The sequence below is a fragment of the Phaeobacter sp. genome, from assembly GCF_022825805.1.
Taxonomy (GTDB): Bacteria; Pseudomonadota; Alphaproteobacteria; order Rhodobacterales; family Rhodobacteraceae; genus Phaeobacter.
The window spans coordinates 1-12,339 of the sequence record NZ_JAJDWC010000048.1; the positions used below are offsets into that span (position 1 = coordinate 1).

Sequence of the window (12,339 nt, forward strand, 5' to 3'; positions counted from 1 at the left end):
AAGCAATGATGAATACGAACAATACGTGTGACGACAAAAGTTGGGGGATTAGACCCACTAATCAACCCTAACCCATTGAAATAAAACCACCCGCCAAAAACAAGCACCTCAAATATAGTTCTGAAGTGTCGAACTTGGGAGCGATGCGTTTCCGGATTTGCGAGCCCAGGTCAGTTTGATGGCGTTGAAAATACCCCGCGCCGTGATCGGAGAAGGATCGCCAGAGGCAAAATCACCATCTGCCAGGCCCGCAACAAAGGCCGTTTCCTCAGCCAGAATGGCCATATCCGCAGGGCTCATCCCCATGTCCTCGGCAGTGATATAGCGTCCCTGCAGCTGATCAATGGCCCGGCCAAAGGCGCGCAGCAGCTCTGGCGTTTTGTCCTTTGCAGGATCGCCAACAATCACGGCCTTACCACCGCCAAGGGCCAATCCTGCAGCCGCGTTTTTATAGGTCATGCCTTCTGACAGCCGCTGCACATCCTCCAACGCGTCCTGCACATCCGCATAGGGCCGCATCCGTAGCCCGCCCGCTGCCGGACCAAAATGAGTGGAATGAATGGCCACAAACCCGAGCAAGGCGACAGTTTTGTCTTCCACACGGTAGATGGCTTCGTGGCTGGTGCTGGGCACCGGCGTCAGTGTGAGCGTCATGGATTTGGATCCTCCCTTGGCGTGACTTTATCAAAGCCGTACAGGCGTTTTCCTCCAAAATATGGCGCACCGGGTTCTCATTTTAGCGAATTCCACTATTATTGCCGTCAATATTGGAGGAAACCATGGATCAAACGGATCGCCGCATCCTTACCGCGTTGCAGGCCAATGGCCGGATGAAAATCGCAGACCTGGCCGAAACCGTTGGTCTGTCCGCGACCCCCTGTGCGCGGCGGGTGGCCAATCTGGAGGATCGCGGGATCATTTCGGGCTATAGCGCGCGGGTCGATCAGGCCGAGGTGGGACTGCCTGTCACCATCTTTGTGGCCGTCGAACTGGAGCGCCAATCCACAGAAGCGCTGCAAGCGTTCGAGGCAGCGGTTCGACGGTTTGATCAGGTCATGGAATGTTATCTGATGACCGGCAGCCGGGATATTCTGCTACGGGTCGTGGCCAAGGACCTGACCGACTTTGATCGATTTCTGGAGGAGCGGCTGATGCGCGTCTCCGGAATTCGCAACACCCGGTCGAGCTTTACGTTGCGCACGATGATCAAACGCACGCAGCTGCCCCTGGCATAGTGGGCCGCGCCCCGTTTGGCCCGACTGCGCGGTCACTCGGATCCCCTGCACCGATCAGCGGGTTAGATACTCGGGAATGTCAAAAAACTATGGCTACCCTCTTGCAGCCCGCACGCGCCATCTGTAAACCAGCAATCGAAGGGTGATTAGCTCAGTGGTAGAGCGCTTCGTTCACATCGAAGATGTCAGGAGTTCAAATCTCTTATCACCCACCATTCTCCCCAGCAGAGACCTGATGCAGTTGACGAACTGATACGTTCGTAGGCCCCTATTGCTGGTGGCAAACCCATTCCCACAAGTCGACATCAGAACCCAGACGCCCCCGTCCGCATTGCGTTCAAATCTGCACTTCACCGAGATGACATCAGGCCCCGTTCACAACGGATCTGGCTGATCCGCAATCAGGTGGTCCTTTCACCGGCGCCGCAGCCCTGCTCTCCCCGCTTCAGTCAACAAAACCGCAATACCCCGGGTCACCTGTAGACCAGCGCCCCCGACCAAACAACTCTGCCCACGCGCGACTTGCGGGACATGGAAAAGGCGCCCCAAACATGGGACGCCTGCTTTTCTGTTTTTGCTGTTCTGTTCTCGCTCTCGCCATCACAGGCCCAAGCCATCACAGCGCCGCAGGTGCTGCACCAGCGATCAGTGAGCGATCGCTCCAGCAGCGTCATCACTGGCCAGCGCCGCCTTGGCTGCCGCAGCGGCCTCTTCCGCGGCCTCATCCCATTCGATGGGCTCAGGCTGAGACACCAGCGCATGTTTCAGCACCTCGGACACGTGGCTGACAGGAATGATCTCCAGCCCCTCTTTCACGTTGTCCGGGATATCCGGCAGGTCCTTTTCGTTTTCCTGCGGGATCAGCACGGTGGTGATCCCCCCGCGCAATGCGGCCAGCAGCTTTTCTTTCAGACCACCGATGGCAGTGGCATTGCCACGCAATGTCACCTCGCCGGTCATGGCAATGTCCTTGCGCACCGGAATGCCAGTCAACACCGACACAATCGCTGTGACCATCGCCAGACCCGCACTTGGGCCATCTTTGGGCGTGGCGCCATCGGGCACGTGGACGTGGATGTCGACCTTGTCGAACTTGGGTGGTTTCACCCCCAACTGCGGCGACACCGAACGGACATAGCTGGACGCCGCTTCGATCGATTCCTTCATCACATCGCCGAGCTTACCCGTGGTCTTCATCCGACCCTTGCCTGGCAGGCGCAGGGCTTCGATGCTCAGCAGCTCACCCCCAACCGAGGTATAGGCAAGGCCAGTGACGACCCCCACCTGATCCTCTTTTTCAGCAAGACCATAGCGGTATTTGGCCACGCCAAGGAAATCATCCAGATTGTCCGCCGTCACGGTCACGCTTTCGGCTTCTTTCTTGACGATCTTGGTCAGCGATTTGCGCGCCACTTTGGCGATTTCACGCTCCAGGTTCCGCACGCCCGCCTCGCGGGTGTAGGTGCGGATCACCTCGGTCAGCGCCTCATCGGTCAGCTCAAACTCCTTGGCCTTCAGACCATGGTTCTTCACCTGCTTGGAAATCAGGTGCTGCTTCGCGATCTCACGCTTTTCGTCCTCGGTGTAACCAGACAGCGGGATGATCTCCATCCGGTCCAGCAGAGGCCCAGGCATGTTGTAGCTGTTCGAAGTGGTCAGGAACATCACGTTCGAGAGGTCATATTCCACCTCAAGATAGTGGTCCATGAAGGTCGCGTTCTGTTCCGGATCCAGCACTTCCAGCATCGCAGAGGCCGGGTCACCACGGAAATCCTGCCCCATCTTGTCGATTTCATCGAGCAAGATCAGCGGATTGGTGGTTTTTGCCTTTTTCAGCGCCTGAATGATCTTACCGGGCATGGACCCGATGTAAGTCCGGCGGTGGCCGCGGATCTCGCTTTCATCACGCACGCCGCCCAGCGAAATGCGGATGAATTCACGCCCCGTTGCCTTGGCCACGGATTTACCCAGCGAGGTCTTACCAACACCCGGAGGGCCAACAAGGCACAGGATCGGGCCTTTCAGCTTCGCAGAGCGCTGCTGCACCGCGAGATATTCGACGATGCGTTCCTTGACCTTCTCCAACCCATAGTGGTCGGCATCCAGAATGTCCTGGGCCCGGCTCAGATCCTTTTTGACGCGGGATTTGGTGCCCCACGGCAGCGCCAGGATCCAGTCGAGGTAATTGCGCACAACGGTCGCCTCAGCGGACATGGGCGACATGTTCTTGAGCTTCTTCAGCTCGCCCTCGGCCTTTTCGCGCGCTTCCTTGGACAGTTTGGTTTCCGTGATCTTCGCTTCCAGCTCAGCAACTTCGTTGGAGCCGTCCTCGCTGTCACCCAGTTCCTTCTGAATGGCCTTCATCTGCTCATTCAGGTAATATTCGCGCTGGGTCTTCTCCATCTGCGATTTGACGCGCGTCTTGATCTTCTTTTCGACCTGCAGAACCGACAACTCGCCCTGCATCAGGCCATAGACCTTCTCCAGACGTTCGGACACCGACAGGGTCTCCAGCAGCTCCTGCTTGCGGTCTACCTCGATGCCCAGATGGCCCGCCACGAGATCCGCCAGTTTCGCAGGCTCGGTGGTTTCGCCGACCGCCGACAGCGCCTCTTCGGGGATGTTCTTGCGCACTTTGGCATAGCGCTCGAACTCATCACCAACGGTGCGCAGCAGCGCTTCGACGGTGGTGACATCGCCCGGAATTTCGTTCAGATACTCTGCCCGCGCCTCAAAGAAGCTGTCGTTCTCGAGGTACTCGGTGATTTTTACCCGCGCGTGACCTTCGACCAGCACCTTGACGGTGCCATCCGGCAATTTCAGCAGCTGCAGCACATTGGCCAGCACGCCGGTCTGATAGATGCCTTCGGATTTTGGATCATCATCGCTGGGGTCGATCTGACTGGACAGCAGGATCTGCTTGTCGTCGGTCATCACCTCTTCCAGGGCACGCACCGATTTGTCCCGACCGACAAACAGCGGCACGATCATATGGGGGAACACCACAATGTCGCGCAGGGGCAAGACGGGATAGGATGAATTGAGTGGCTCTTGCATACTCGGTCCTTTGGTTTGGCAAGACGTTCCTGCCCCGGTTACCGGCAGCTGTGGCACGTCTCCTCTTCGGATTTGTAATCTGGTGCAGCGGTGGGGGTATTTCAACCGCTGTGCCTCAGGGTTGGCGCCACATTGCCTTCTGTGCCTGCGGACCACAAGCCATCAAATCGTCAGAAGGTTCCCAAATAATGAAGGGGCTGCCGCAAATCGGCCGCCCCTTGCAGAAAATCCTCACCAAAGGCCGCTGTACACGTCTTTGTGTTGTTGTCGGGCGGTCAACAGCCCGTCTCTGTGCGTTTCCCCGCACCGAAAACCCGTTGGCCCGGCGCCCCCGCCAAGGCCGTCAGAAATAGCGCGCCAGACGCAGGCTCAACACCCAGCTTTAAAATCCGGGCTCAGTCGCGATATGCGACAACGCCGTTGGATCCGGTGCTGCGGTCGATGCATCGCCCACCAACGCCATCAGCGCCACGCCGGTTGCCAGAACAATCAATAGCGAACAATGCGCCAACCCGGTTGAGCTGGTCTCAATTTCCGCGCCCATGGTCTTGTTCGGTGTCATAGTCAAATCCCAATCTAAACTCGTGATGAGACTGAAATGACACCGCAATTGGGGCACAAAGGTGTCTGCGATCTGCTCTGGCGGTGAACATTTGCTCAAGTTTTTCTAAAGCAGATCGCAATGGGCGCCGCCGACCAGCGATCATCACCAAATGGTGGCAATCACAAACAGCCCTACCCCCTCACAGCGGCTCGATATCGCCCTGTGCGCGGTCATCATGAAAGGTCTTTTGCCAGGCCGCAAACCGCCCTTCTGCAATGGCATCGCGCATGCCCTGCATGATCTCCTGGAAATAATGGAGGTTGTGCCAGGTTAGCAGCATCCCGGAAATCATCTCGTTGGAGCGGAACACATGATGCAGATAGGCCCGTGAATAGCTGGAACAGGCAGGACAGCTGCAGTTTTCATCCAGCGGGCGCGGGTCTTCCTGGTGGCGGGCGTTCTTGATGTTCACCACGCCATAGCGCGTGAACGCCTGACCGGTGCGCCCAGACCGCGACGGCAGCACGCAGTCCATCATGTCGATCCCACGCGCCACGGCGCCCACGATGTCATCAGGCTTACCAACACCCATAAGGTAACGGGGCTTGTCCTGTGGCAGGTATCCCGGCGCATAATCCAGGCAGCCGAACATCGCCTCATGCCCCTCGCCCACCGCAAGCCCGCCAACCGCATAGCCATCAAAACCGATCTTTTTCAACGCCTCGGCGCTCTCTTCGCGCAGGTCCGGCTCCAGCCCGCCCTGCATGATGCCGAACAACGCGTGGCCCGGACGATCGCCAAACGCCTCGCGAGAGCGTTCTGCCCAGCGCATCGACAGGCGCATGCTTTCGGCAATGCGATCGCGATCCGCAGGCAGCGCGGGGCATTCATCGAAACACATCACGATATCGGACCCCAGCAGACGCTGGATTTCCATCGACCGCTCCGGTGTCAGCTCATGTTTGGAGCCATCGATATGGCTCTTGAAGGTCACGCCTTTCTCGGTCAGCTTGCGCAGGCCCGCCAGCGACATCACCTGAAAACCGCCGCTGTCCGTCAGGATCGGGCGCTCCCAGTTCATGAACTTGTGCAAACCACCCAGCCGATCGATGCGCTCAGCGGTGGGGCGCAGCATCAGATGATAGGTATTGCCCAACAGGATATCGGCACCGGTTGCACGCACACTTTCGGGCAGCATCGCCTTCACCGTGGCGGCCGTGCCCACAGGCATGAAAGCAGGCGTCCGGATCTCGCCGCGTGGTGTGGAGATCACCCCGGTGCGCGCCGCGCCATCAGTTGCGTTGAGTTCGAAGGAGATTTTGGACGTCATGGTTTTCCTATCCTTGCGCTATACCGACAGATCCGCGGCTGCGCGCTCTGCTACCTTCGGCCCATCTACCACCTGAGCCAGTCCTGCCGCAGCCTTGCATCGGCGCCACAGCGCGCCGGATGTGCCTGATCCCGCCCGTTTTGACAAGTCGCAAGCCTGCGCCCAGTGTTACTCACTGTAGATGGCGCTCTCTGTAAACGACGCTCTCTGTATCATGATACATAACCATCCGCCCCGATCTGGGGACCTGTGGAACAAATCAGCTGCATCCCGCGTGTGCCACAAGTGCGCCCCGAGTGTATCTTAGGGTCGCCGTTGGGCTGTTTTGCTTGCCTTTGCCGCCCCTGCGCGCCTAGATGCCGCTCAGATGCTGTCCAGGCACGATCCTTCACCATCTTGAAAATTCACGTGAGGATCCCCAGGTTGTATACCATAGCATACATTTATAAAGGACATCCGCAGTTATGACAGAAGCGTTCATTCTCAATCTGATCACACAAAACATCGTATTCCTGCTCGCCACCGTCTTCATCATCATCTTGATCCTGAAGGGCGTGCGCATCGTGCCGCAATCGCAGAAATTTGTGGTCGAACGCTTTGGCCGCCTGAAATCGGTTCTGGGCCCCGGCATCAACTTCATTGTGCCACTGCTGGACTCCGTGGCGCACAAAGTGTCCATTCTCGAACGCCAGTTGCCCAACGCCACGCAGGACGCCATCACCAAGGACAACGTGCTGGTGCAGATCGACACCTCCGTGTTCTACCGCATTCTGGAGCCGGAAAAGACCGTCTACCGGATCCGCGATGTCGACGGGGCGATTGCCACCACAGTGGCCGGTATCGTGCGTGCCGAAATCGGCAAAATGGATCTCGACGAGGTGCAGTCCAATCGCGCGCAACTGATCAGCCAGATCCAGACCATGGTCGAAAGCGCCGTTGATGACTGGGGGATCGAGGTCACGCGCGCCGAAATCCTTGACGTCAATCTGGACCAGGCCACCCGCGACGCGATGCTGCAGCAGTTGAACGCCGAACGCGCCCGCCGCGCCCAGGTCACCGAGGCCGAGGGCCAGAAACGCGCCGTCGAACTGGCCGCTGACGCCGAACTCTACGCTGCCGAGCAAACCGCCAAAGCCCGCCGGATCGAGGCCGACGCCGAAGCCTACGCAACCGGTGTTGTGGCCAAGGCCATTGCCGAAAACGGGCTGGAGGCCGCGCAATACCAGGTCGCCCTGAAACAGGTGGAAGCCCTGAACGCTCTGGGTGCGGGCGATGGCAAGCAGACCATTCTGGTGCCCGCCAACGCTCTTGAAGCCTTTGGCAATGCCTTCAACATGCTGAAAGGCGCGGGCAAATGATGGCGCTTTTGGATCTGTGGTGGGTCTGGATCGCGCTCGCCATCGTCTTTGGCATTGTTGAGCTGCTGGTGGCGGGCTTTCTGTTCCTCGGCTTTGCCCTTGGCGCGCTGGCCACTGCGCTGATCCTGCTGGTGCTGCCATCGGCCAGCCTGACTCTGCCGGTCCTGTTGATGATCTTTGCCGCGCTTTCACTGGTGGCTTGGCTGCTTCTGCGACGCACCTTCCGTGGGCCAGCGGGTCAGGTGAAAACCTTCGATCACGACATCAACGACTGATCGGCATCCAAGGAACAGCCCGCGGTCCACGCCGCTCTGATCCTTTGGCGCTGATTGGCCAGCACGGATTGGCAGATCCTGACCATACACATCTGCACCTTCCGCACCCGGCATTCCCGCGCCGGGTGTTTTGCTGTCCAGTCCCAGTTTCCACGGATCTGTCGCCCAGAGATCCAGGGCCAAAAGACATGCACCCCCACAGGAACGCGATCCCCTTACATCAGGGCCGCAACGTTGTTCTTGCGATGCCGACTGATCAATTGTTTCTGCCGCCGCCCCTGCGGTGTCAGCCGGGCGGTCTCTTCATGCAGCGGCTGGGCCTTTAGCGCCGGGAACAAAGCGGCAATCTCCTCCCGCGCCGCAGGTGACAACGCCTTGCGCGCTTCGGCCCCCAAATACAGGCTCTCGGTCTTGGCCCCTTCCACCACCAGCAACTCGTGATCGTCCAGCAGCAGATGGGTATAGATCACCTCTTTCACGGTTTCATCGACATAGATGCCTGGCAGCGCCGTCAGCTTGATGGCTGCGACCAGGATTTCCTGCTGCCCGAACATGCGCTGCGCCACTTTGGACGACACATACATGCGATGCTGGCGCGACACCCACAGATCGCGCCGCGGCAAACCCTGCCCCAGGGCGCGCGCCATGATCCGCACGGGCCGCAGCTGCGGCTGGCGCGCCAGCTCTGTCGCGCCCAAATGGCATCTGCCGATCCAACGGATGGCGCGTGGCCCATGATCCACGGTGTTGACCAGATCACCAATCTGCAACCGCTCAACCGGTATGGCGCCGCTCGGCGTGTCGATCTCGGTGCCATGGGTGAAACAGGGGATCAGCCCATCCTCAAAGGCCACGATGCCCACGGTTTCATTGACGTGGTTCACCTCATCGTTGGCGGATTGCTCTTCTTCGACAAACACCCCGACAGTGCTGTTGGTCTGCCCGTCGATCACAACCGTGGCCGTGTCACCGCCGTTGATGGTCTGGGTCTCAGCCAACACAACCGATGTGCCAAAGGTGGCGCCAAGGCCCAGAACATCGGTGTTTTCATCCACGCTGTCCGATGACGACGCCGTTCCCGATGTGGCATCCCCACCGGGTTCAATCGCAACCCAACCGATGGTTTCGGCGCCGTGCACCCCGTCCTGCGCCTCTTCCTCCTGCAGGGTCAGGTCAAACCCGCTGGCGGTGATATTGCTGGGATCGCTGTCGACGGTCGTGGTGTCGTTGTTCGACATCACCGAGGTCAGCACCACCGGCGGATCGGTGAACCCCCCATTGAATGTGGCAGAGCCGCCCGTGTTCTGCCCGGTGCTGGAGACGGAGCTGGTGCCTGCTTCGATGATGCGCCCATCCGGCAGCGTATGGACCCCCTCCTCCACCGCCAGCCAGTTGATCGTCTCGGTCGCGGGGTGTGCGCCGTCGTGATATTCCCACTCTTCGATGATGAAACTGAACGACGTGGTGTTGCCATCGCTGTCCAGCGTCTGATCCACCACCCGCAGCACGAATTGGTTGCCGCCGTTGTTGGTGGCACTCAGCGCAAACACCGGGTTGGTCAGCGGCTCTTCCAGATCAATGGTGATCAGCTGGTTCTCGGTGGGAGAATTGGTTGTGATGCTGCCTGCTTCGCCAATCGCCATGCTGCGCCTCATGTGGACACCAATGCGGCCAACCGCGCCTGGCACCCGAAATTTGACCGGGTCAGCCCCGGTTGGTTGTGGGCCCGCGCCCAAGTTTATCCGGCACGGCCCAGATTTGTCCAGCACGGCCCGGATCGCAGCCTGCCCGCTCCCGGCCACCGCTGCTCCATCGTTACGTTAGCACAGCGTCAAAGCTAATGAAATTGCGCAAAAGGTGATGCAAATCAACGTGAAGAACGACACCATCACCCCCGGTCTGCCCGCCACCCCAAGCACCAAAGGCCCCACAGCCCCACCAGTTGGCGCGCGCCCCGCAAAAAACCACCCGATGACAGGCCGTTGGAAAACCGATCCCCACTGGACCCGTGATCAGCGCATGCCTATATACAGGGAAGACCACGAACCGAGGCCCAAATGTCCGACGCATCCGAACCGCTCGAAGGCGCACCGCTGATCGCCCCTTCGTCCATAGACCATCCGCTCTACGAACCGGTCGTAGAAGCCTGCCGCACGATCTATGATCCGGAAATCCCGGTGAATATCTACGAATTGGGTCTGATCTACACAATCGACATCACCGCAGACAATGATGTGAAGGTGATCATGACCCTCACCGCCCCCGGCTGCCCGGTCGCAGGCGAAATGCCCGGTTGGATCATCGATGCCGTAAGCCCGGTGCCCGGCGTCAAGAGCTGCGATGTCGAACTGACATGGGAGCCACCCTGGGGCATGGATATGATGTCCGATGAGGCCCGCCTCGAACTCGGCTTCATGTAGGCCGTGGCGCTCAGCGAAAAACAAAAGATGCTATCGGGGGCGCTCTATGACGCGAGCGACCCTGAATTGGTGGCAGATCGCACCAATGCCCAGCAAGTGATGCGCGCCTATAACGCGACCATCGACGCCGAGGTCAAATTGCGCCACAGCCTGCTGGACCAGTTGATCGGCAGCTATGGCAGCCCCTGCGAACTGCGCGCACCGCTCTATGTGGATTACGGCCGCAACATCCACTTGGGGCGTGGCGTGTTCATGAACTTCGGCTGCGTGCTGCTTGATGTGTGCGAAATCCGTATCGGCGATGGCAGCGAAATCGGCCCCTATGTCCAGATCCTCACCGCAGACCATCCCCGCGACCCTGCCGCGCGCGCTTCGGGACGGGAATTTGGCCGCCCCATCACCGTTGGTGCGCGGGTCTGGATCGGCGGCGGGGCCATCATCCTGCCAGGCGTGACAATCGGAGATGGCGCCACCGTCGGCGCAGGCGCGATTGTCACCCGCGACGTCACCGCAGGGGCAACTGTTGCGGGCAACCCCGCCCGCCCAATCGCCACAGGTCCGACCGGGACTGCAAGCTGACTGCCGCACGGGCCGTTTCAGTGCCAAATTTCGGTTCAGACCATTTCAGACGCGCGCTGCCTTTGCCTCGCGCCCCCAAGAGCAGGAGATTGCCCGCGTGCCGCGCCGCTTGTTTTCCAATAGAAGCCTTTCCTGCAACCTGCCCATCAGCCTGTCCCTCGCCCTTGTGGCGCTCACACAGCTGCCCCAGACCGCGGCCGCAGACAGCACGTCAATCGCCCTCAGCTACGGCCAGCGCCCGGCCTATCTGGTGGATGCCCTCCCCGAGGGGGCGTTGAAGACCAAACTGCAGAGCTGCGCGGGCCAACCCCCGCAGAGAACGGACTTCTCCATCGCCCACCGTGGCGCCCCGCTGATGTTTCCCGAACACACCGTCCAAAGCAACACAGCCGCCGCGCGCATGGGCGCGGGCATCCTGGAATGCGACGTCACCTTTACCAAGGATCTCGAACTGGTCTGCCGGCATGCCCAAAACGACTTGCACACCACCACCAACATCCTGACCACGGATCTTGCCGACCGCTGCCACAAGGGCTTTGAACCGGCAACCGACAGCACCCCCGCCAGCGCCGAATGCCGCACAAGCGACCTCACACTCGCCGAATTCCAGCGCCTCACTCCGAAATTCGACAGCCGCGACCCCAAGGCCACCACCCCCAGCGCCTATCAGCAGGGCCTCGCCCCCTGGCGCAGCACACTTTATGGAACCGGCGCCACGCTGATGACCCATGCCGACAGCCTTGCGCTCTTTCGCGATCTGGGGGTGAAATTCACCCCCGAGCTCAAGGCGCCCGCTGTGCAGATGCCCTTCAACGGGATGACCCGCGAGGACTATGCCCAGAAACTGATCGACGCCTATGTCGAGGCAGGCATCCCGCCAAAGGATGTCAGGGTGCAGAGCTTTGACCTCAGCGACATCAAATACTGGATCGAACATACACCGGACTTTGGCAAACAGGCGGTCTATCTCGATGACCGCTTTGCCCGCCACGACGACGACGAAGGCAAGCTGGACCCGATGGATCCTGCCAGCTTCCGCCCCAGCATGGCCGAGCTGAAAGCGATGGGCGTCAACTACATCGCCCCGCCCATCTGGATGCTGCTGACGCTGAAAGACGGCCAGATGGCGCCCTCCCCCTATGCAATCAAGGCCCGTGAGGCAGGGCTGAACATCATCACCTGGACGCTGGAACGTTCCGGCCCGCTGCAGAATGGCGGCGGCTGGTATTATCAATCCATCGCACCGCTGGTGACCTCTGATGCCGCCACTTACCAGGTGCTCGACGTGCTGGCGCAGGATGTGGGCGTTGTTGGCGTCTTCTCCGACTGGCCCGCCACCGTCACTTATTATGCCAATTGCATGGGACTGTGACAGTCGTCGCTGTCACAGGTCCTACGCGCCCCCTGTCGAGAACATTCTGAATTGTCCGGTGTAGGTAACATGCCAATTGTCCGCTTCAGTTAGTACCGCAGCAGCCCAAATCGGAACGAGCCGTAGGCGACTGGAGATTTGGGCTGCTGCGTTCGCACGCGTCGAAGCG

General features: G+C 59.8%; 10 protein-coding genes, 1 tRNA gene and 1 pseudogene. 7 read left to right on the top strand and 5 right to left on the bottom strand.

Annotation, left to right across the window (positions count from 1 at the left end; all coding sequences use genetic code 11):
• Positions 1-174 precede the first annotated feature (174 nt).
• Positions 175-654 (bottom strand): annotated as a pseudogene (locus Q0C28_RS05360) (Glu/Leu/Phe/Val dehydrogenase dimerization domain-containing protein); the annotation flags it as partial.
• Between the two features lie 125 nt (positions 655-779).
• Between Q0C28_RS05360 and Q0C28_RS05365 the strand changes: the two are divergent.
• A complete protein-coding gene (locus tag Q0C28_RS05365) occupies positions 780-1,235 on the top strand; it encodes an Lrp/AsnC family transcriptional regulator (RefSeq protein WP_293573624.1) in 456 nt (151 codons plus the stop codon).
• Between the two features lie 140 nt (positions 1,236-1,375).
• Positions 1,376-1,450, top strand: a tRNA-Val gene (locus tag Q0C28_RS05370).
• Between the two features lie 430 nt (positions 1,451-1,880).
• Here the strand turns inward: Q0C28_RS05370 and lon are convergent.
• The 3 genes from lon to tgt all read right to left on the bottom strand — a co-directional run bounded on the left by lon (position 1,881) and on the right by tgt (position 6,166).
• On the bottom strand, positions 1,881-4,292 hold the full coding sequence (gene lon, locus Q0C28_RS05375) for an endopeptidase La (protein WP_293573625.1): 2,412 nt from the start codon (positions 4,290-4,292) through the stop codon (positions 1,881-1,883).
• Positions 4,293-4,674: 382 nt separating this feature from the next.
• A complete protein-coding gene (locus tag Q0C28_RS05380; RefSeq protein WP_293573626.1) occupies positions 4,675-4,854 on the bottom strand; it encodes a hypothetical protein in 180 nt (59 codons plus the stop codon).
• A 181-nt stretch (positions 4,855-5,035) separates the two neighbouring features.
• On the bottom strand, positions 5,036-6,166 hold the full coding sequence (gene tgt / locus Q0C28_RS05385) for a tRNA guanosine(34) transglycosylase Tgt (protein WP_293573627.1): 1,131 nt from the start codon (positions 6,164-6,166) through the stop codon (positions 5,036-5,038).
• A gap of 464 nt (positions 6,167-6,630) precedes the next feature.
• Here tgt and Q0C28_RS05390 point away from each other — a divergent pair, with 464 nt between their 5' ends.
• The gene (locus Q0C28_RS05390) at positions 6,631-7,524 is read left to right on the top strand and encodes an SPFH domain-containing protein (RefSeq protein ID WP_293573628.1); all 894 of its coding nucleotides are present in this window, start codon (positions 6,631-6,633) and stop codon (positions 7,522-7,524) included.
• Positions 7,521-7,799: a hypothetical protein gene (locus tag Q0C28_RS05395; protein WP_293573629.1), complete on the top strand. Its 279-nt coding sequence runs from the start codon at positions 7,521-7,523 to the stop codon at positions 7,797-7,799. The genes Q0C28_RS05390 and Q0C28_RS05395 overlap by 4 nt, the downstream gene beginning before the upstream one ends.
• A 215-nt stretch (positions 7,800-8,014) precedes the next feature.
• Here the strand turns inward: Q0C28_RS05395 and Q0C28_RS05400 are convergent, their stop codons facing one another.
• Positions 8,015-9,442, bottom strand: coding sequence for a Hint domain-containing protein (locus Q0C28_RS05400; RefSeq protein WP_293573630.1), 1,428 nt, complete (start codon positions 9,440-9,442; stop codon positions 8,015-8,017).
• Positions 9,443-9,856: 414 nt separating this feature from the next.
• On the opposite strand from Q0C28_RS05400, the gene Q0C28_RS05405 reads away from it, so the two are divergent.
• The 3 genes from Q0C28_RS05405 to Q0C28_RS05415 all read left to right on the top strand — a co-directional run bounded on the left by Q0C28_RS05405 (position 9,857) and on the right by Q0C28_RS05415 (position 12,170).
• Positions 9,857-10,219 carry an SUF system Fe-S cluster assembly protein gene (locus Q0C28_RS05405; RefSeq protein WP_293573631.1) on the top strand — a complete coding sequence of 121 codons (363 nt, stop codon included), beginning with the start codon at positions 9,857-9,859 and terminating at the stop codon, positions 10,217-10,219.
• A 27-nt stretch (positions 10,220-10,246) separates the two neighbouring features.
• The gene (locus tag Q0C28_RS05410) at positions 10,247-10,798 is read left to right on the top strand and encodes a sugar O-acetyltransferase (RefSeq protein ID WP_293573632.1); all 552 of its coding nucleotides are present in this window, start codon (positions 10,247-10,249) and stop codon (positions 10,796-10,798) included.
• Positions 10,799-10,895: 97 nt separating this feature from the next.
• Positions 10,896-12,170 carry a glycerophosphodiester phosphodiesterase family protein gene (locus Q0C28_RS05415; protein WP_293573633.1) on the top strand — a complete coding sequence of 425 codons (1,275 nt, stop codon included), beginning with the start codon at positions 10,896-10,898 and terminating at the stop codon, positions 12,168-12,170.
• The last annotated feature ends 169 nt before the right edge of the window (positions 12,171-12,339 follow it).

Coding starts and splice junctions, on each gene's coding strand:
- lon (WP_293573625.1), bottom strand. CDS start 4,292: ATGCAAGAGCCACTCAATTCATCCTATCCCGTCTTGCCCCTGCGCGAC.
- Q0C28_RS05380 (WP_293573626.1), bottom strand. CDS start 4,854: ATGACACCGAACAAGACCATGGGCGCGGAAATTGAGACCAGCTCAACC.
- tgt (WP_293573627.1), bottom strand. CDS start 6,166: ATGACGTCCAAAATCTCCTTCGAACTCAACGCAACTGATGGCGCGGCG.
- Q0C28_RS05410 (WP_293573632.1), top strand. CDS start 10,247: ATGCTATCGGGGGCGCTCTATGACGCGAGCGACCCTGAATTGGTGGCA.
- Q0C28_RS05390 (WP_293573628.1), top strand. CDS start 6,631: ATGACAGAAGCGTTCATTCTCAATCTGATCACACAAAACATCGTATTC.
- Q0C28_RS05405 (WP_293573631.1), top strand. CDS start 9,857: ATGTCCGACGCATCCGAACCGCTCGAAGGCGCACCGCTGATCGCCCCT.
- Q0C28_RS05400 (WP_293573630.1), bottom strand. CDS start 9,442: ATGGCGATTGGCGAAGCAGGCAGCATCACAACCAATTCTCCCACCGAG.
- Q0C28_RS05365 (WP_293573624.1), top strand. CDS start 780: ATGGATCAAACGGATCGCCGCATCCTTACCGCGTTGCAGGCCAATGGC.
- Q0C28_RS05395 (WP_293573629.1), top strand. CDS start 7,521: ATGATGGCGCTTTTGGATCTGTGGTGGGTCTGGATCGCGCTCGCCATC.